18 protein-coding genes are annotated in these 19,551 nt (G+C 70.0%); 5 read left to right on the top strand and 13 right to left on the bottom strand.

Features of this window, described 5'->3' with window-relative positions; genetic code table 11:
- Positions 1-4: 4 nt before the first annotated feature.
- The 4 genes from A5663_RS11935 to A5663_RS11920 form a co-directional block, all read right to left on the bottom strand.
- Positions 5-973, bottom strand: a complete 969-nt coding sequence (locus tag A5663_RS11935) for a glucosyl-3-phosphoglycerate synthase (protein WP_068148627.1) — start codon at positions 971-973, stop codon at positions 5-7.
- Complete coding sequence (gene folP, locus A5663_RS11930; protein WP_068148669.1) at positions 970-1,794, bottom strand: dihydropteroate synthase; 825 nt, start codon at positions 1,792-1,794, stop codon at positions 970-972. Before folP ends, A5663_RS11935 begins: the two co-directional genes overlap by 4 nt.
- 120 nt (positions 1,795-1,914) lie before the next feature.
- Entirely contained in the window at positions 1,915-3,726 is a 1,812-nt protein-coding gene (gene fadD6, locus A5663_RS11925; RefSeq protein ID WP_068148624.1) for a long-chain-acyl-CoA synthetase FadD6, read from the bottom strand.
- 48 nt (positions 3,727-3,774) lie between these two features.
- Positions 3,775-4,335 (bottom strand): TIGR00730 family Rossman fold protein, encoded by a 561-nt coding sequence (locus A5663_RS11920; protein ID WP_068148620.1) that lies wholly within the window; start codon positions 4,333-4,335, stop codon positions 3,775-3,777.
- Between the two features lie 76 nt (positions 4,336-4,411).
- Here A5663_RS11920 and A5663_RS11915 point away from each other — a divergent pair, with 76 nt between their 5' ends.
- Positions 4,412-6,502, top strand: a complete 2,091-nt coding sequence (locus A5663_RS11915; protein ID WP_068148616.1) for an ATP-binding protein — start codon at positions 4,412-4,414, stop codon at positions 6,500-6,502.
- 43 nt (positions 6,503-6,545) lie between these two features.
- Positions 6,546-7,337, top strand: a complete 792-nt coding sequence (locus A5663_RS11910) for an ESX-1 secretion-associated protein (protein WP_068148665.1) — start codon at positions 6,546-6,548, stop codon at positions 7,335-7,337.
- Positions 7,338-7,342: 5 nt separating this feature from the next.
- On the opposite strand, the gene A5663_RS11905 is transcribed toward A5663_RS11910, so the two are convergent.
- From A5663_RS11905 to dapE, 4 genes are all read right to left on the bottom strand, one after another.
- The gene (locus tag A5663_RS11905) at positions 7,343-8,017 is read right to left on the bottom strand and encodes a hypothetical protein (protein ID WP_068148613.1); all 675 of its coding nucleotides are present in this window, start codon (positions 8,015-8,017) and stop codon (positions 7,343-7,345) included.
- Between the two features lie 12 nt (positions 8,018-8,029).
- The gene (locus A5663_RS11900; protein ID WP_068148611.1) at positions 8,030-9,157 is read right to left on the bottom strand and encodes a hypothetical protein; all 1,128 of its coding nucleotides are present in this window, start codon (positions 9,155-9,157) and stop codon (positions 8,030-8,032) included.
- Between the two features lie 93 nt (positions 9,158-9,250).
- A complete protein-coding gene (locus A5663_RS11895; protein WP_068148608.1) occupies positions 9,251-10,879 on the bottom strand; it encodes an ABC-F family ATP-binding cassette domain-containing protein in 1,629 nt (542 codons plus the stop codon).
- 79 nt (positions 10,880-10,958) lie between these two features.
- The gene (dapE, locus tag A5663_RS11890) at positions 10,959-12,023 is read right to left on the bottom strand and encodes a succinyl-diaminopimelate desuccinylase (RefSeq protein WP_068148605.1); all 1,065 of its coding nucleotides are present in this window, start codon (positions 12,021-12,023) and stop codon (positions 10,959-10,961) included.
- Here dapE and dapD point away from each other — a divergent pair.
- Entirely contained in the window at positions 12,012-12,995 is a 984-nt protein-coding gene (dapD, locus tag A5663_RS11885; protein WP_197503375.1) for a 2,3,4,5-tetrahydropyridine-2,6-dicarboxylate N-succinyltransferase, read from the top strand. The genes dapE and dapD overlap by 12 nt on opposite strands.
- Before the next feature lie 27 nt (positions 12,996-13,022).
- On the opposite strand, the gene A5663_RS11880 is transcribed toward dapD, so the two are convergent.
- Positions 13,023-13,616 (bottom strand): M15 family metallopeptidase, encoded by a 594-nt coding sequence (locus A5663_RS11880; RefSeq protein ID WP_369816624.1) that lies wholly within the window; start codon positions 13,614-13,616, stop codon positions 13,023-13,025.
- A gap of 26 nt (positions 13,617-13,642) precedes the next feature.
- Positions 13,643-15,046, bottom strand: a complete 1,404-nt coding sequence (locus A5663_RS11875) for an acyl-CoA synthetase (protein ID WP_068148597.1) — start codon at positions 15,044-15,046, stop codon at positions 13,643-13,645.
- Between the two features lie 42 nt (positions 15,047-15,088).
- Between A5663_RS11875 and A5663_RS11870 the strand changes: the two genes are divergently transcribed.
- Positions 15,089-15,625 (top strand): NUDIX hydrolase, encoded by a 537-nt coding sequence (locus tag A5663_RS11870; RefSeq protein ID WP_156744452.1) that lies wholly within the window; start codon positions 15,089-15,091, stop codon positions 15,623-15,625.
- A 21-nt stretch (positions 15,626-15,646) separates the two neighbouring features.
- Here A5663_RS11870 and dapC read toward each other — a convergent pair whose 3' ends face one another.
- Positions 15,647-16,765, bottom strand: coding sequence for a succinyldiaminopimelate transaminase (gene dapC / locus A5663_RS11865; RefSeq protein ID WP_068148594.1), 1,119 nt, complete (start codon positions 16,763-16,765; stop codon positions 15,647-15,649).
- Positions 16,765-17,088 carry a ferredoxin gene (fdxA, locus tag A5663_RS11860; RefSeq protein ID WP_068148592.1) on the bottom strand — a complete coding sequence of 108 codons (324 nt, stop codon included), beginning with the start codon at positions 17,086-17,088 and terminating at the stop codon, positions 16,765-16,767. Before fdxA ends, dapC begins: the two co-directional genes overlap by 1 nt.
- Before the next feature lie 281 nt (positions 17,089-17,369).
- Between fdxA and A5663_RS11855 the strand changes: the two genes are divergently transcribed.
- Positions 17,370-17,978: a DUF1353 domain-containing protein gene (locus A5663_RS11855; protein WP_082974081.1), complete on the top strand. Its 609-nt coding sequence runs from the start codon at positions 17,370-17,372 to the stop codon at positions 17,976-17,978.
- Positions 17,979-17,980: 2 nt separating this feature from the next.
- Here A5663_RS11855 and cofH read toward each other — a convergent pair.
- A partial coding sequence (gene cofH, locus A5663_RS11850; RefSeq protein WP_068148589.1) for a 5-amino-6-(D-ribitylamino)uracil--L-tyrosine 4-hydroxyphenyl transferase CofH occupies positions 17,981-19,551 on the bottom strand: 1,571 nt, incomplete at its 5' end.

The raw sequence follows: 19,551 nt of genomic DNA, 5'->3' as shown, positions 1-19,551 counted from the left end.
TGCCTCAGCGCGCCGACATCGGGCGCAAGGTCACCATCGGCGGGCGGTCGGCGAGCGACACCGGCGACGTCCGCGGCGTGTAGTCGTCGCCGTCGGCGAAGAACTGCGTCAGCCCCACGCCGCTGTCGGGCACCCCACAGCGCGAGAGCAGCGTCGCGATGACCTGCCTGCTCATCGAGGCCAATTCGGTCAACGGCCGGTTGCGGTGCGTGCGCACACCGAGGTTGACCTGGGCGATCGCGTCCAGCCCGAGACGGTCGTAAGCGTCGATGAGCAGACCGATCTCCACGCCGTAGCCGGGCGCGAACGGCACGGCCGTCAACAGTTCCCGGGTCCCGGCGTACTCACCGCCCAGCGGTTGCAGGATGCAGCTGAGCTCGGGCCGCAGCGAGGCGAGCAACGGCCGGGCGACCAGTTCGGTGACGCGGCCGCCGCCGGTGGCGTCCTCGCTGCCGCTGATCTTCAGCGGCCTGCGGTAGAAGCCCTTGACCAGGTGTACCCCGGCGGTGGTCAGCAGCGGTCCGACCAGCTTCGGCACGAACATCGGGTCGGGGTCGATCAGATCGGAGTCGACGAACACCACGATGTCGCCGGTCGTGGCCGCCAGCGAGCGCCACAGCACCTCGCCCTTGCCGGGCTGCGGCGCGACCTCGGGCAGCGCGATCTCGCGGCTGACCACCCGGGCGCCGGCGGCGACCGCGCGGATCTCGGTGTCGTCAGTCGAGCCCGAGTCCAGCACGATCAGCTCGTCGACCAGGCCGCCGAGCAGCGGCGCGATGGTCTCGACGACGCTGCCGACCGTCTCCTCCTCGTTGAGCGCGGGCAGGACGACCGAGATGGTGCGGCCACGTTTGGCGGCTTCCAGCTCGGCGACCGTCCACGTCGGACGGTTCCAGCTGTGGTCGCTCAGCCACCGTTCGGTGCGGCTGTCCGTGTCCGGCAGCGGCGGTGTCCGCTCTGAAAGCACAGTCATGCCAGTCCCCTCACCGTGCGCGTCGGCGGCCGTCCGCCCTGGATCGACGCGACCATCTCCAGCACGCGTCGAGTCGGTGCGACCTCGTGCACCCGGAACATCGCGGCCCCGTCAGCGGCCGCCAGCGCGGTGGCCGCCAAGGTGCCCTCCAGGCGTTCGGTCAAACCCACACCCAGAGTCTCCCCGACGAAGTCCTTGTTGCTCAGCGCCATCAGGACCGGCCACCCAGTGTTTACAAGCTCTTTCGCATGGCGCAACAAACTGAGCCCGTGATGGGTGTTCTTGCCGAAATCGTGGGTCGGATCGATGAGGATCGCATCGCGCGCCACCCCGGCCGCCACCGCCCGTTCCGCTCCCGCGGTCACTTCTGCGATCACGTCGTCGACGACACCGCGCTCGGAGATTCCGTAGTTGACCCGGAACGGTCGCGTACGCGGTTGCGCACCCCCGGTGTGCGAGCACACCAGGCCCGCCCCGAACTCGGCGGCGACCTCGGGTAAGGCGGGGTCGTGGCCGGCCCACGTGTCGTTGATCAGGTCTGCGCCGGCCGCGCACGCCCGCTTGGCGACCTCCGAGCGCCAGGTGTCGACGCTGATCAGCTGGTCTGGATAGGCGCCGCGCAGCCACTCGACGAACGGAACGACGCGCGCGATCTCCTCCTCGGCGTCCACGGCGTCGCCGGGGCCGGCTTTGACACCGCCCACATCGACCACGTCGGCGCCCTCGGCGATCACCCGGTGCGCCGCCGCCTTGGCGGCATCGTCGGTGAACGCCGCGCCGCGGTCGTAGAACGAGTCCGGCGTGCGGTTCACGATCGCCATGATCAGCGACCGGTCACCGGCTACAGGCCGACCGCAGAACGACTCCACGTTCCCAGGCTACGGCGCGTGCGATTTGTGGAGTTTCAGCGGCGCCCACCGCCGCTGCGGCTCCACAAATCGCTAGTTTTTCGGCTTCTTTCCCGCGGCGACCTCGTCGGGGTAGTCGTCGTAGAACTCGACGTAACCCTCGTCGCGGCCGGACAGCACGTAGATCGGGTCCTCGATCTCGTCGACGTCCTCGTCACCTTCGCCGGTGCTGCCGCCGTAGCCCTCTTTGCGCAGGTCCACCTTCTGGCTCTTGAACGTCGACGTATGCGCCAGTTCCTCGACCACCCGCACGAACAACGGCACCGCGTAGCCCGGCAGCTTGTCGTAAGCGGCCTTGGCCAACGCCTTGCCGTCGAACTCCTGGCCGTCCTTGAGCTGGATCGCCGCCATGCCCGCCCGGCCGCCGGCGCCCTCGACCTCGACGCCGAACACCGTGCACTCCTCGACCTGGCTGTCGGCGGAGATGGCTGCCTCCACCTCGGTGGTCGCGACGTTCTCGCCTTTCCACCGGAAGGTGTCGCCGAGCCGGTCGGTGAACGCGGCGTGCCCGAAGCCCTGCGAGCGCATCAGGTCGCCGGTGTTGAACCAGACGTCGCCCTTCTTGAACGCGTCGCGGACCAGCTTCTTCTCCGACTCTTTCTCGTCGGTGTAGCCGTCGAACGGCTGGAAGTTGCTCACCTTGGACAGCAGCAGCCCGGGCTCGCCGTTGGGGACCTTCTTGACGCGGCCGTTGTCGTCGCGGACCGGGTCGCCGCTGTCGGGGTCGTACTCGACGAACGCGACGGGCGTCGGGCAGATACCGGTCGTCTTGTCGAGGTTGAAGAAGTTGACGAACGCGGTGTTGCCCTCACTGGCGGCGTAGAACTCGCAGACCCGGTCGATGCCGAAGCGTTCGGTGAAGTCGTCCCAGATCGCCGGGCGCAGCCCGTTGCCGCCGATCACCCGCACCTTGTGCTTGCGGTCGGTCTCCTTCTCCGGCTGGTTGAGCAGATAGGCGCAGATCTCGCCGATGTAGACGAACGCGGTCGCGTCGTAGCGGATGACGTCGTCCCAGAACTTCGACGCCGAGAACGACTTGCCCAGCGCCAGCGTGGCCCCCGAGCTGAGCACCGACGACAGCGCGACCGTCAGCGCGTTGTTGTGGTAGAGCGGCAGGCAGCAGTAGAGCGTGTCGCTGCTGTTGAGTCGCATGCCCATCCCGCCGAAGCCGGCCAGCGCCCGCAGCCAGCGGTAGTGGGTCATCACGCTGGCCTTCGGCATGCCGGTGGTGCCCGACGTGAAGATGTAGAACGCCTTGTCCTTGGCGAGCACGGCCGAGGCGGAGGCGGGATTGGCGGTCGGCGCGGTCTCGGCGAGGCGCTGGAACTCGTCGAGCGGCACCACGCCGTCGGTGTCGGCGCCGGACTCCTCGATGGGCTCGATGAAGTCCGGATCGGCGATGACGACCTTGGCCGACAGCAGCCCGAGGCTGTGGGCCAGCACGTCGCCGCGCTGGTGATAGTTCAGCATCCCGGAGATCGCCCCGCACTTGACCGCGGCCAGCATCAGCATCACCGGCTCCGGCGAGTTGCGCAGCATGATGCCGACGACGTCACCCTTGCCGACGCCCCGCGCGGCGAGCACCGCCGCGTACCGGTTGACGGTCTCGTTCGCCTCGCGGTAGGTGAGCTCGCGATCCTCGAATTTGAGGAACGCGTTGTCGGCGTGGCGCTCGGCGCGCTCCTGGAAAACCTTGCCGATCGACGTCTTGGCCGACGGACGCGCGCCGAACCCGGTGATCACGCCGCGCAGGATCGTCGGCACATCCATGATCAGGCCCGGCACCTGAGCCGCGATGTCCAGCAGCCCGACGCTGCTGCGGGTGCCAGATTTCTCGTCCGTCATACCTCGACCTCTCAGCTGTTCGTTTGACGCACACCCTAGTGACCGTCGTCACCGCCCGGGCGAGCATGCCGCCAACGCCGACTCGACGTCGGTCACGACGACCAGTCGGTCCAGTGCCTGCTGGGCCACGTACCCGCCGTCGAGAAGCCCGTGCAGCCATGCCAACAGACCGTCGTAATGCCCGATCGGGTCGAGCAGCACCACCGGTTTGTCATGCATACCCAAATAGCCCGCAGTCCAGGCTTCGAAGAACTCCTCGAGGGTGCCGATGCCGCCGGGCAACGCGATGAACGCGTCCGCGCGTCCCTCCATGACCTGCTTGCGTTCCCGCATGGTGTCGGTGACGACGAGCTCGTCGGCGTCGACGTCGGCGACCTCCCGGTGCACCAGTGCCTTGGGGATGACGCCGATCGTGTGGCCGCCGCGGGCCCTGGCGGCGACGGCGAGCGCCCCCATCGCCGAGACGTTGCCGCCGCCGGAGACCAGGCTCCAGCCCCGGTCGGCGATCGCGGCGCCGACCTGTTCGGCCAGCGCGATCAGTTCGGGGTGCATGGGCCCCGACGCGCAGTAGACACACACCGCCCATCGGCGGGCAGGTTCGCCGGACACGAGCAACAACCTAATGGCAGCGGGCCTTCGGCCGGGTTGAGGCCTGCGGCGATCGTTTTCGCCATAGACTCCGGCGGTGCCGATTGAGTGGGTCACCTCGCCGCCCGGACCGGCACTGGACTCGATCGAAGCCGGGCTGACGAAGCGTTCCGGCGCGGTGCTGATCGGGCCGGCCGGCGTGGGCAAGACGACGCTGGCGCGCGCGGCCGTCGACCGGTTCGGGGCGACGTACCCGCGCGTCGACTGGGTCACCGCGACCGCTCCGCTGGCGGCCGTCCCCTTCGCGGCGGTCAGCCGGCTGTTCGAGGTCCCCGACACGGGCAAGACCGCGGACGTGTTGCGCAGCGCGCGGGGCGCTCTCGGCGACGGACGCTTGCTCGTCATCGACGACGCGCATCTCCTGGACGCTTTGTCGGCGGCGCTGGTGTACCAGCTCGCGGTCAGCGCAACGGCACGGTTGATCGTGACGGTGGCGCCGAACGGGCCCACCGCCGACGGGATTTCGGCGTTGTGGGACGACGGGCTCGTCGAGCGCGTCGAACTGCACCCGCCCGGCCACGACGACACCAGACTGGCCGCCCGAGTGCACGAGTTCGTCACCAGCCTGCCCGGCACGGCCCGCCACGTGCTGGAGTTCCTCGCCGTCGACGACCCGCTGGCCGTCGGTGAGCTCGAGGAACTGGCCGGGCGCGACGCCGTCGAGTCCGCTGCTGCTGCCGGCGCTGTCGTCGTCGACGACGGCTGGGTGCGCCCGGCCCACCCGCTGTTCGCCGACGCGGTCCGCGACGCGTTGGGCGGTCCGGAGCTGCGCCGGTTGCGAAGCGCGGTCGTCGACCGGCTCGCTGTGCGCCCCGGCGAGGGCGCGGTGGACCGGTTGCGCCGCGCGGTACTCGCGCTCGGCAGCGACAGCCCACAGCAACCGGCCGAGATCGAGGCGGCGGCCGCGGAGGCGTTGCGCTTGGGTGACCTGGTGCTCAGCGAACGGCTCGCCCGCGCGGCGTTGCAACGGGTACCGGAGCTGTCGACGCGGCTGACGCTGGGCTACGCGCTGGCCTGGCAGGGACGCGGCCGCGACGCCGACGAGGTGCTCGACGAGGTGGACGCCGCAGCGCTGACGGAAACCGAGCTGATGGCATGGGCGTTGCCGCGGGCCGCGAACCAGTTCTGGATGCTGTCCGAGCCGGAGCGCGCCACCGCGTTCCTGCGCGCGACGCGTAACCGCGTGTCCTCCCCCGTCGCCCGCACCACGCTGGACGCGTTGTCCGCGACGTTCGCGATGAACGCCGGAAACGTTTCGCGGGCAATGGAACTCGCCGACGAAGTGCTGAACTCACCGGATGCCGACGACACCGCGGTCGGCTGGGCGGCAGCCGCCGCAGCGCTGAGCTCTGCGCGCACCGGCCGCTTCGCCGCGGTCGACGCACTGGCCGAGCGGGCGATGGCCGCCGGCCACCCAGGACTGTTGCGGTTCACCAGCGGATACGGCCAGACGACCGCGTTCGTGATGGCAGGCGAGCTGGACCAGGCGCAAACGCTCGCCCAGCGGCTCACCGACTTCGCGCAGTTGCAGCAGCCCGGCCGCGCGATCGGCGAGGTGCTGGTGGCCGACGCGTTGATCGCCAAGGGTCAGCTCGACGACGCGGTGCGGTTGCTGCGCCGCGCTGCCACTGCGTTGTCGCCGACCGGCTACTCGTGGGGCCCGTTGGCCTGGATGCTGCTCGCGCAGGCGCTCGGCCAGCTCGGGGCTGGAGTCGAGGCCGGAAAAGCCCTGGCGCGCGCGGAGTCTCGACACGGGCTGAAGTCGATGCTGTTCGCGCCGGAGCTGGCCCTGGCCCGGGCGTGGACGATGTCGGCGCGCCGTGACGAACACGGTGCGGTCGCCGCCGCGCGCGAGGCGGTGCGCAGTGCCGAGCGGGGTGGGCAGACGGCCGTGGCGTTGCGCGCCCTGGTGGACGCGGTGCGACTGGGCGACCTGCGCGCGGTCGACGCGATCGCGCGGATCAGCTCCGAATGTGACTGTGCAACAGGACGATTGGCGCTGGCGCATGCCCGGGCGCTCGTCGCGCGCGATGCGGTGGCGCTGGCTGAGGCGGCGCAGAGCTACGCGGCGGCCGGCTGGCACGGCGCCGCGGCCGACACCGTCGCACAGAGCGATACGCATCGCTGATTTGGTGTCGGGAAGGGTCTCGCCGCGGCCCTACGATCTGACTGTGAGCCAGTTGTACGTGCAGACCGACGGAGTGCGGTCCTTCGCCCAGATTCACGATCAGGTCGCGACGGACCTGTCAGGCGTGACCGCCGCGACCCCGGAGGCGACCGGCGTGCAGAGCACCCACGGCTCGATCGCTGCGGCGGTGACCTCGGCGCTGTCGAGCGCGCTCGGCGCCCGCCAGGACACCATGCAGACCACCACCGACTCGGGCAGGACGATTTCGGAGCTGCTGCAGAAGGCCGCCCAGATGTACGAGCAGGGCGATCGGCAGGGCGCCGACAAGCTGCGCGCCGCGGCGGACGCACTGGGACACGCGCCTGACGACGGCGCCGCCACGCCGAACGGCAGCACACCCGCGCCGGCCGCTCAGAGCCCGGCGTCGGCTGCCGCCGTCCCCGCGGAGAACGCCCAGACCGGCCAGATGCTCGGGCAGGTCGGCCAGCAGGTGGGCCAGGTGGTCGGCGGACTGACCGCGTCGCTGGCCGGACTCGCACAGGGCCTACAACAGATCCCGACGCAGGTCATGCAGGCGGTCCAGGGCGTCGCCGGCCCGGCCACCGACAGCACGGCGACCCGGGATTCGTCAGACGGACCCGCCCGCGACGCAGAGCCGTCCGACCGCCCCGACAAAGAACGGCGCGAGCCGGACCGCGAGGCCGAACCGGCCCGCGACGAGGTGGTGAGCGACGCGGCCGCACCCGGCGAATCGACGAACGGTGGGCCGGTTCCCGAGCCGCCGGCCGCCGTGGACCGGCCGCAGCCGGCGCAGACCCGCCCGCAGTCCGCTTAGCCGGGTCAGAGGCTGCGCGCGATGTCCTCGCCGCGGGGAGACTCCGGCGGGCTGATCGGTGACGGACCCGCCCCGGTGCCACGTTCGGGTCCGGATGCGCCGTCCCACGGACGGTCGTCGGCGCGGTGCAGCGGCTGGTGTGCTTCCCGATCATCGCGCTCGGCGGGCTCGGGTTCGCCGGCCTCGCCGCGCAGCTCAGCGTCGTCACGCGGAGCCTGCCCGGCCAACCCGCCGGTCGCACCGGTCGCACTGGGCGCAGTAGCCGCGGCACCCTGACCGCCCGCCGCCTGCGCGCCCTGCGTGGCCTGCTGCATCAGTGAACCGAACATCCCCGTCTGGCCGCCGAGCGCCTGGGCTGGCGCACCCGCCATCTGGCCCATCTGACCGGCTTGCTGGCCGGCCTGGCCGAGCATGCCGACGATCTGGCCGACCGACTGCGAACCGGCGTCGTCGGCGTTCTGATACGCGACCTGCGCGGCGCCCACTTTGCCGGAGAACGTGTGCTCCTTGGCCGAGAGCGCAGCGACGTTGGCGGTCAGCTCGGCGGCCAGCGTCGGCAACACCGCCGCAATGGTGGCGCTCATCGCGTCCTGTCCCGCGGAAACGGTTGGTATCTCCGGCAATTCGACGGCTGCGGCATTCCAGGCGATGCCCTCGGGCTTTTTCAGCGGGCTAGTCATTGCTGCTCCTCGTCACCAGTCGTCATCGTCGTCGTCGTCGAGGTCGTGATCCAGCGGCGCAGGCACGGCGAGCCCGGCCACGGTTCCGCCGCTCTCGCCGCGCTGACCCATCATCGGCGCCATTCCGCCCATCCCGGCGCCCGCGGCCATCGGGGCGGCTCCGCCGACCACAGCGGCGCCGGCCGCGGCCCCCTCAGCGGCGGGTGCGGTGCTGACCGGCTTACTGCCCACCAGGCTCGCCATCTGAGGCGTCTGCAGGGGCGCGCCGCCGGAGCCGGGCAGAGCGGCCGCGCGCACCATGCCCGAACCCCCACCGGCACCCGAGCCGCCCGCCAGCGGATGGTTCGAGAACGACGAGAACGGCAGGCCGGCAGCGCCGAGGGAGTCCGCCTTCCCGCCCAGACCGAACATCGACGTCAGCTGCTGCAGCGGTTGGCTGAGCTGCTGTAACTGCTGGCCCATCTGCTGGGGCAGCTGCATCAAGGACTGGCCGATCTGCATGGGCAGCTGCGCGGCCATCGACCCCAACTGGCTCATCATCTGCATCGCCTGCTGCGAGCCGTCGCCGGTCTGCTTCGCGGCTTCGGAAGTGCTGTCCTTTGCTTCCTTGGCCCCGGGCACCGGCGGGGCGCCGAGCAGCGGGATGCTCGGCGGCACACCGAGCGTGCCGGCGAGTTCGGTGGTGTTGGTCGTGACATTGGCGATGTTCTGCGACAGTCCCATCTTGATGCGGCTCTGCACCAGCTCCTGGGCGTTGCCGAACGGCATCGCCGCGAGCGCTTCACACTCGTGCTGCACGTCCTGCGCGATCGTGTTCGCCAGCGTCTTCGTCTTGACGACGGTCGCCTCCATCGCCCGCAGCTTGGCCGCGATCGCGGTGGCGTGCGCGGCGTTCGCTTCGTGGCCGCCGATGATGGTGGTCGCTTCGCCTGTCGCGGCCACCGAGCCGAAGCCCTCCCACGAATCGGAGAGCTGCATCAGCTGGCCCTGTTGTTGCGGTACCACGCTTCCGCTGATCTTGGCGGCCAGCGCCTCGTACGACGCCGCGGCGGCGGCGAGCGCCTCCTCGTCGACGTTCGGCCAGCCGGGACCGGTGACCGTCTGGCCACCGTACGGGCTGGAATCGGGCGGGATGCCCATGCGCGACCCCCTTGACGACACGCTTCGGGTGTCGAATTTACCGTGCCCGCGATGGCTGCCAGTGCGCCGATTCCGCGCCCGGGCGGCGTCCGATCAGGGCGTCCGGCCTTCCTCGAGGCGGCCGCGGGATAGCCGGAGCCGGCGTTGCACGCCGATCTCCGCCAGGAACCGCTCGTCGTGGCTGACGACGATGAACGCGCCTCGGTAAGCGGTCAGCGCCGACTGGAGTTGCCTGACGCTGACCAGATCGAGGTTGTTGGTGGGTTCGTCGAGCAACAGCAGTTGCGGGGAGGGTTCGGCGTAGAGGACGCATGCCAGCGTCGCGCGCAACCGCTCGCCGCCGGACAGTGCGCCAACAGGCAGATGGATCCGGTCGCCCCGGAACAGGAATTGCGCCAACAGATGCATGCGACGGGTGTGTGGGAGGCTCGGCGCGTATCCGGCCAGGCTCTCGGCGACCGTGTCGCGCGGGTCGAGCAGGTCGAGCCGTTGAGACAGGTATGCCACGCGTCCGTCGCCGCGCTCAACGGTGCCGGCGTCGGGTTCGGCCTGGCCGGCCAGTATGCGCAGCAGTGTCGATTTGCCCGTCCCGTTGCGCCCTGTCAGCGCGATGCGCTCAGGTCCGCGAACCGACAGGTCGACGTCTGAGAATAGAAGTCGCTCGCCGCCGCGTCCGCGTAAACCGCTGGCGGTGAGGACATCTCGGCCCGCGGGCACAACGGTGTCAGGCAGGTCGAGGACGAGGGCGTCGTCGGCGCGCACCGCGCGCTCGGCGTCCTCCAGCCGGCTTCTGGCATCACTGACCCGGGCTCCGTTGACCCCGTCGATGCGGCCCGCGGACTCCTGCGCTCGCCGCTGCCTGGCACCGGCAACGATTTTCGGCAGCCCGGCGTCGGCGAGGTTGCGCGCCGCAGCACGGGCCCGCCGGGCGGAGCGCTCGCGGGCTTGCTGCATGTCGTGCTTCTCGCGTTTGAGCCGTTGTTCGGCGGCGCGCACATTGTTCTGGGCGACCCTTTGCTCTTCACGCACCGCCTCCAGGTAGCTGGTGAAATTGCCGCCGTAGAAACGAATTTCACCGTCGTGCAGCTCGGCAATCTGGTCCATCTGCTCGAGCAGCAGTCGATCGTGGCTGACCACCAGCAGGCAGCCGGAAAAGTCGGAGAGCGCGTCGTAGAGCCGATCTCTCGCGTCGGCGTCGAGGTTGTTCGTCGGCTCGTCGAGCAGCAACACCTCGGGCCGGTTCAGCAGTTGTCCGGCCAACCCGATGGTCACGGCCTCGCCGCCGGACAGCGTGCCGAGCCGACGGTCGAGCGCGACGTGCTCGAGACCGAGCCGGTCCAACTGTGCCCTGGCGCGTTCCTCAATGTCCCAGTCGTCGCCGATCACGGTCAAGACGTCCTCGCCCGCCCCGAGGGTGAACCTGCCGTCGGCTAGTGCGTTGAGCGCTTCGATGACGGCAGCCACGCCCAGCAGTTCGGCGACGGTTCGATGCGCTACGTACGGAACTGACTGCGGCAGGTAACCGAGTGTGCCGTCGACGGTGACGGTGCCCGCGGTCGGAGTGAGTTCGCCGGCGATGAGCCGCAGGAGCGCGCTCTTGCCCGCACCGTTCGGAGCGACCAGGCCGGTGCGGCCGTCGCCGACCGAGAAGGAAAGCCCGTCGAACAGCCCGGCGTCATCGGGCCAGGTGAAGGACAGATGGGAACAGACGATGGATGGCATGCGAGAGATCTCTCGTACGTGGACGACTGGGAACACCGGAGCCGTCGTCTCACCGCACGAGTCCAGGGTAGGTGCGCGGTCAAGCGGTTAAATACCGGCGCAGCATGTCCGTCACCGCGGTGATCTTCTCGACCTCGACGCGTTCGTCGACGCGGTGCGCCAGGTTGGGGTCGCCCGGGCCGTAGTTGACGGCCGGAATGCCGAGCGCGGCGAACCGCGACACGTCGGTCCAGCCGTACTTGGCGCGGACCTGCCCGCCCGCGGCCGCCACGAGCGCCGCGGCGGCGGGTTTGGCCAGTCCGGGCAGAGCGCCTGCGGCCGAGTCGGTCAGCTCGATCTGCACCTCCAGCCCGTCGAGCACCTCGTGCACATGTCGCAGCGCCGCGTCGACGCTGCGGTCCGGGGCGAACCGGAAGTTGACCGTCACCGATGCTGCGTCGGGGATGACGTTGCCCGCGATGCCGCCGTCGATCCGCACGGCCGAGAGGCCCTCGCGGTAGATGCAGCCGTCGATGTCCACACTGCGGGCCCGATACGACGCGAGCCGGTCCAGCACAGCGCCGAGCTTGTGAATTGCGTTGTCGCCCAGCCAGGCTCGTGCGGAATGGGCGCGTGTTCCCGTCGCGCGGACGACGACGCGCAGCGTGCCCTGGCAGCCGGCCTCGATGTAGCCGCCCGACGGCTCACCCAGGATCGCCACGTCGGCCGCCAACCAGTCCGGCAGCTCCCGCTCGATGCGGCCCAGGCCGTTGGCGGACGCCTCGATCTCCTCGCAGTCGTACATCACCAGCGTGAGGTCATGCTCGGGTTCGGCCACCGTCGCGGCCAGGTGAAGGAAGACTGCGTCACCGGACTTCATGTCCGATGTCCCGCAGCCGTGCAGTTCACCGCCGGCCAGCCGGCTGGGCATGTTGTCGGCGGCGGGGACGGTGTCGATGTGGCCGGCGAGCAACACCCGCGACGGCTTGCCCAGGTTCGTGCGGGCGAGCACGGCGTCGCCGTTGCGGACGACCTCGAGCGAGGTCTGCTCGCGCAACGCCGCCTCGATCTCGTCGGCGATGCGCTTCTCCTGGCGCGACTCGCTGGGGATGTCCACCAGCGCGGCGGTCAGTGCGATCGGGTCACCGTGCAAATCCAGGGCCACGGCCCTGACGTTAGTCTTGGGCGCGTGACTTCTGCTGCAGGTATCGGGCTGGCGACCATCGCCGCCGACGGATCGGTCCTCGACACATGGTTCCCGGCACCCGAACTCGGTGGCGACGACGGGCCGGCGGGCACCGTCCGGCTGTCGGTTGCCGAGGTGCCCGAGGACCTCGGTGTGCTGACCGGACGCGACGAGGACCGCGACGTGGACGTCGTCGCCGTCCGGACGGTGATCTCGTCGCTCGACGACAAGGCCACCGACGCGTACGACGCTTATCTGCGCCTGCATCTGCTGTCGCACCGGTTGGTGGCCCCGCATGGGCTGAACGCCGACGGTTTCTTCGGCGTGCTGACCAACGTGGTGTGGACCAACCACGGCCCGTGCGCCGTCGACGGTTTCGAGATCGTGCGGGCACGGCTGCGCAAGCGCGGTCCGGTGACCGTCTACGGCGTCGACAAGTTCCCGCGGATGGTCGACTACGTCCTGCCGACCGGCGTTCGGGTGGCCGACGCCGACCGGGTGCGGCTCGGGGCGCACCTCGCGGCGGGCACCACCGTCATGCACGAGGGCTTCGTCAACTTCAACGCGGGTACGCTGGGCAACTCGATGGTCGAGGGCCGGATCTCGGCCGGCGTGGTGGTCGACGACGGGTCCGATGTCGGTGGCGGCGCGTCGATCATGGGCACGCTGTCGGGCGGTGGCACACAGGTCATCTCGGTAGGCAAGCGCTGCCTGCTGGGAGCCAATGCGGGGCTTGGCATCTCGCTCGGCGACGACTGTGTCGTCGAGGCCGGTCTCTACGTCACGGCGGGCACCAAGGTGCAGACGGCCGACGGTCAGACGGTCAAGGCGCGCGAACTGTCGGGCGCCGACAACCTGCTGTTCCGGCGCAATTCGCTGTCCGGCGCCGTCGAGGTGGTCAAACGCGACGGCTCGGGCATCACGCTCAACGAGGACCTCCACGCCAACTAGCACACGTTCGCGGCGTGGCGAGCGGGCTCAACCCGTCGCCGCGTTCGGCTTCAGCGGCGGACAACGCCCATCGACGGCCGCAAGCTCGAAGTGCCAGATCTCGTTGGCGTACACCTGACAAAGGCCGAACTTCAACCCCTCGGCGATCAACCATTTGTCGGCCTCGACGGGCGCAATGTCCACGGCCTGTCCGCTCACGTGCTTCGACGTCTCCGGTGAGGCCACGAATTCCCTTGCCGCGTCGACACTCCCGTACTTCTGTACTCCGTCGTCGAACAGCCGCTGCTGAAAGCCCTTCGATCGCCACCCGGACGTGATGCGCATCTCGATGCCCGCTGCGGCGGCCGCCCGCGACGCCTCTTGCACCGCCTCCAGCAGCGCCGGGTCCAGCCAGCCGACGATCGGATCATCCACCTCGGACGGGCTCAGCGTCGTGCCGTCAGGCAACCATCCGCCGACGGTGTCGGCCGCGGCCGGGCCGATGTTCAACGGTTCTGCAGCCGCCGTCCGCGCAGGCGCCGACGGTGCCGGCGGCGCGCCGCACGCTGCAATCGCGCACACCCAAGCCGCCGCCAGCGTGGCCAAAGTGCTGTATTTGCGCGGCGTGTCGTGTGCCAACACGCACGCTCGCGCAAACCAGGTGCGGGTCAACCTCGTGCCAACTCCTTCTTGAGCACCTTGCCCATGGCATTGCGCGGCAGCGCGTCCACCACACGCACCTCGCGCGGACGCTTGTGAGCCGAAAGCTCCTGCGCGACATGGCCGATGAGCGCATCAGCAGATGCATCACCGACGACGAACGCGACGATGCGCTGCCCCAGGTCGTCGTCGGGCATTCCCACGACCGCGGCTTCCCGCACGCCGGGATGTCCGAGCAGGGCCGCCTCGATCTCGCCCGCACCGACCCGGAAGCCACCGGTCTTGATCAGGTCGACGGACTCGCGGCCGACGATGCGGTGCATACCGGTACCGTCCACCACCGCGACATCGCCGGTGTGGTACCACCCGTCGGCGTCGAGCACCTCAGCGGTCGCGTCAGGACGGTTGAGGTAGCCGTCGAACAGGGTTGCCCCCCGAACATGAAGCCGTCCAATGGTTTCGCCGTCGTGCGGCACTGCGGCACCTTCTTCGTCGACCAACCGCGTCTCGGTACCGGTCAGCGGCAGGCCCACCCAGCCGGGTCTGCGCTCACCGTCGACGCGGGTGCTGATCGTGATCAGCGACTCGGTCGACCCGTAGCGTTCGATCGGCCGGTGCCCGGTCAGGTCGGCCAGCCTGTCGAACACCGGTATCGGCAGCGGCGCGCTACCGGACACCAGCAACCGCGCCGAGCGCAGCGCCGCCGCCGACGCGCGATCGTCAGCGATGCGCGACCACACCGTCGGGACGCCGAAGTACAACGAGCCGCCGGCTGCCGCATACGCCTCGGCCGTCGGTTTTCCCGTGTGCACGAACCGGTTTCCGATGCGCAGCGACCCGAGCAACCCCAACACGAGCCCGTGCACGTGGTACAGCGGCAGGCCGTGCACCAGAGTGTCCTCGGCCGTCCACTGCCAGGCTTGGGCGAGCGCATCGATGTCGGCGGCGATCGCACGGCGGCTCACCACCACGCCCTTGGGCGGGCCGGTCGTACCGGAGGTGTAGATGATCAGCGCGGGCGACTCCGCCGGCGGTTCGGCGTAACGGTGCCAGGACCGGGCGTGCAACCGCACCGGCACATGCTGCAGTCCACCCGTGTCGGACGGCTTGTCCCCGAGCCACGCCTGCGCGCCCGAGTCGGTCAGGATGTGCCTGCGTTCGCCGGCGCCGACGTCGGCGGGCACCGGCACGACCGGCACCCCGGCGATCAGGCAGCCGGTCACCGCAAGCACGGTCGCGACGGTCGGAGTGGCCAGCACGGCCACCCGGTGTGCACCTGCGACACGCTCCGCCACCGACGTCGCGGCGCCTACCAGGTCGCTGCGCGACAGCACGGCCCCGTCGATCTGGACGGCGTCCGCGATGTCGGCGCCGCCGGCGACCGCGGCGGGGTTCAACGAAGCCAGCAGCATAACCAGCGAGGTTACCCACACCGGCTCGGCGATACTGAGGCCGTGACTCACATTGAGCGACTGGCGTCGCGCGAGGTGTACCGGAACAGCTGGATGATGCTGCGCGAGGATGACATTCGCCGACCGGACGGCAGCACCGGGATCTACTCGGTTGTCGACAAGCCGGACTATGCGCTGGTCATCGCGCGCGACGGCGACCGATTCCGGTTGGTCGAGCAGTTCCGCTATCCGCTGGGCCTGCGCCGCTGGGAGTTCCCGCAGGGCACCGCGCCCGGGGGCCGGCACCTGGACCCGGCCGAGCTCGCGGCCCGGGAACTGCGCGAGGAGACCGGCCTGCGCGCGTCGCGCCTGCTGCCCCTGGGCCAGCTCGACGTGGCCCCCGGGATGAGCAGCCAGCGCGGCTGGGTGTTCCTGGCGACCGGCGTCACCGAAGGCGAACACGACCGCGAGCACGAGGAACAGGACATGCACAGCGAATGGTTCGGGCGCGCGGAGGTCGAACAGATGATGTGTGACGGCGTCATCACCGATGCCCAGTCGATCGCCGCGTGGGCGCTGCTCCTGCTCTCCGAGCGGTGACGGGCGCCGCTCGCCGGCGGATCAGCTCGTAAGCCGTTGTGCGGCAGCCGCAATCCGTTCGTCGGTGGCGGTGAGCGCCACCCGCACGTGTTTGGTGCCGCGGGGGCCGTAGAACTCACCGGGCGCAACGAGGATGCCGCGCTGCGCCAGCCAGCCGACGGTGTCTCGGCACGGCTCGTCGCGCGTCGCCCACAGGTACAGCCCAGCCTCTGAGTCGTCGACGCGCAGACCGGCCGAACGCAGGGCGGGCAGCAGGATGTCGCGACGGCGCGCATAGCGGTCGCGCTGCTCGCGTTCGTGCTCGTCATCGTCGAGCGCGGCCACCATGGCGGACTGGATCGGTGTCGGCACCATCATGCCGGCGTGCTTGCGAACGGCCAGCAGTTCCGAGACGACGGCCGGGTCACCGGCGACGAAACCGGCCCGGTAGCCGGCCAGCGAGGAGGTCTTCGACAGCGAGTGCACGGCGAGCAGTCCCGTGTGGTCTCCCTCGCAGATCGACGGGTGCAGCACAGACAACGGTTGGGCGTCCCAGCCCAGTCCCAGATAGCACTCGTCGGAAGCGATCAGGACACCGCGCTCGCGTGCCCAGCCGACGACCTTGCGCAGGTGGTCGGCGCCGAGCACCTTGCCGGTCGGGTTGCTCGGCGAGTTCAGGTACACCAGAGCGGGTGTCTGCGGGCCGAGCTGGGTCAGCGAGTCGGCCCGCAGGATCGGCGCGCCGGCGAGCCGCGCGCCCACTTCGTACGTCGGGTACGCCAGTTCGGGCACGACGACCGGATCGTCGGGGCCCAGTCCCAGCAGCGTCGGCAACCAGGCGATGAGCTCCTTGGTGCCGATCACCGGAAGCACCGCGTCGTCGGACACGCCTGAGACGCCGTAACGCCGCGCCAGCGCGTTGGTCGCCGCCGCGCGCAGTGCCGGGGTCCCCGCGGTCGTCGGATAGCCGGGGGCGGAAGCGGCCGCGGCGAGCGCCTCGCGGATCACCGGCGCCACGTCATCCACGGGTGTGCCGACCGACAGGTCGACGATGCCGTCGGGGTGCGCGCGGGCGAGCGCGGTCACGTCGGCCAGGGTGTCCCAGGGGAAGACCGGCAGCGACGCGCTACGGCGCGCTCGAGGCTCTGCGCGAGCCGTTATCAGTCCTCACCTTGCGGCGGCAGGCTCTTGACCGGCTCAGGATCGTTGTCCGTCTGCCCGACCTTCGACGCGCCGCCCGGCGAGCCGAGTTCGGCGAAGAAGTCGGCGTTGTACTGCGTGTACTGCGACCACTGGTCGGGTACGTCGTCCTCGTAGTAGATGGCCTCCACCGGGCACACCGGCTCGCAGGCGCCGCAGTCCACGCACTCGTCGGGGTGGATGTAGAGCATCCGGGCGCCCTCGTAGATGCAGTCGACGGGGCATTCCTCGATACACGCCTTGTCTTTGACGTCGACGCAAGGCTCGGAAATGACGTACGTCACCGTGTTCTCCTCAAGGGTCCTCGATCTCCTGTCCGGTGGGCTGCCGTACGGGGTAGGGCATTTCAGCTCGGCCGCTAGTATCCGTGGTCGGTTCCCCGGCGGTCGTGTCAGTGTGCCCTAACTTCACGCGGTTACTGATACTAGACGTTGCAGATACAACTGCCTACCACCTCCCTCCCCGTTTCTCCGTGGCGCGACCGTGCGTGTCCGCTCCCGACACGCCGCCGCCGAGCAGCAGTTTGCGCACGCTCGAGACCAGCCGACCTTGCTATACCTGCGTGATGAAGCGTTGTGCACCGCCGATCGACAAGGCGGCCGTCCTGCATGTCCGCCAACTGACCGCCGAAGAGCTCGACGCCGTACGCGCCAAGAAGAGGTTCTTCAAGGAGAGCGCCTGGGACGAGTGGCGAACCACGCAACCCTTGGAATTCGACGGACCGAACGAGCAGTTCGAGGTGCCCACCGATTTTCCGACCGATCTCGTGTCGGTGCCCGGCGTCGTCTCGTGGTTCATCCCTCGCGCGGGCCGCTATGCGCGCGCGGCCGTACTGCACGACTACCTGTGGCGCTTCCCCGACCGCACCGGTTGCGACCACCGCGTGGCCGACCACCGCTTCCGGTTGCAGATGCAACGCGACGGTGTCAGCCTGCTGCGGCGCTGGATCATCTGGGCGACGGTGCGGCTCTCCGCCATGCTGCAAGGCAAGGGCGGTGCGGGATGGTGGAAAGACCTGCCCGGCGCGACGCTTCTCGTGCTGCTCGTCGCGCCGATCGTGCTGGTGCCCGCCGCCGTGATCCTGGTGTCCACGGTGGTGTTCTGGCTGCTGGAGTCGGCCATCGCGCTGGTGGTGCCCGACGAGACGCCCCCGCCGCTGCCGCTGAAGACCTGAGGTTATGCCGCCAGCGGGGCGTACGTCGTCGAGCGCTGGCGCGCAGGGCGGCCGATGCCCTCGGCGATCGCGACGAGTTCCTCGACCGTCTTATACGAGCCGAACTCCGAGCCGGCCATCCGCGAGATCGTCTCCTCCATCAGCGTGCCGCCGAGGTCGTTGGCGCCCCCGTTGAGCATCACCTGCGTGCGCTCGACGCCCAGCTTCACCCAGCTGGTCTGGATGTTGGAAATCCTGCCGTGCAACATGATCCGCGCGAGCGCATGCACCGCCCGGTTGTCGCGGTGCGTCGGGCCGGGCCGCGCACCGCCGGCGAGGTACAGCGGCGAACTCTGGTGCACGAACGGCAGCGGCACGAATTCGGTGAATCCCCCAGTGCTGTCCTGGATCTCGCGCAACACCCGCAGATGGCCGACCCAGTGCCGGGGCGCGTCGACGTGGCCGTACATCATCGTCGAGCTGGACCGCAGGCCGACCTCGTGCGCGGTCGTCACGACCTCGATCCACATCGACGTCGGCAGCTTGCCCTTGGTCAGCACCCACCGCACCTCGTCGTCGAGGATTTCAGCGGCCGTCCCGGGAATGCTCCCCAACCCCGCCTCCCGCAACGAGATCAACCACTCCCGGATCGACAGCCCGCTGCGGGTGACGCCGTTGGCGATCTCCATCGGCGAGAACGCGTGCACATGCATCGACGGCACCCGCGCCTTGACGGCCCGCACCAGATCGGCGTAGCCGGTGACCGGCAGCTCGGGGTCGATGCCGCCCTGCATGCACACCTCGGTCGCGCCGGCGACGTGCGCTTCCCACGCGCGGTCGCCGACCTCGTCGACCGACAGCGAGTACGCGTCGGCGTCACCTTTGCGCTGCGCGAACGCGCAGAACCGGCACCCCGTGTAGCAGATGTTGGTGAAGTTGATGTTGCGGTTGACGACGAACGTGACGTCGTCGCCGACGGCATCGCGGCGTAGCGAATCAGCAAGCGCGGCAACGGCATCCAGGGCCGGACCCTCGGCGCAGGCCAACGCCAGATACTCGTCGTCCGACAGCGCGGCCGGGTCCCGCTCCGCCGAGCGCAGCGCAGCGAGCACATCGGTGTCGATGCGCTCGGGCGCCCTGGCCGCCAACTCGGAGACCTTCTCGCGGATCGACTCCCAGTCCCCGAATGCGCTGTCGAGGTCGCTGCGGGTCTCGGTGAGCCGGCCCGCTTCGTCGATCGCGGCGTGCAGATCGGTCCGCCCCAACGACTCCGACGCCTCGTCGGGTTCCTGCCAGGGCCGGCCCGTCGGGTTGACGTCCAGCGCGTAGCCGGTGTCGGGATCTGCCAGCGCGTCGACGTGCCCGCGCACGCGCGGGTCGATCCACGCCGCGCCGGCCTGCACGTACTGCGGTTGCGCGGTGAGCCGCTGCACCAGGTCGTAACCCGCTTCGGCGGTAACCGCGGCCACCTCCTCCAGAGCCGGCCACGGCCGTTCGGGGTTGACGTGGTCCGGTGTCAGCGGCGACACCCCTCCCCAGTCGTCGACGCCCGCGCCGACCAGCGCCAGGCACTCGGTGCGCGACACCAGGTTCG

This window comes from Mycobacterium sp. E740 (genome assembly GCF_001672895.1).
Classification (GTDB): domain Bacteria; phylum Actinomycetota; class Actinomycetes; order Mycobacteriales; family Mycobacteriaceae; genus Mycobacterium.
This window is presented reverse-complemented; position numbering and strand designations above follow the sequence as displayed.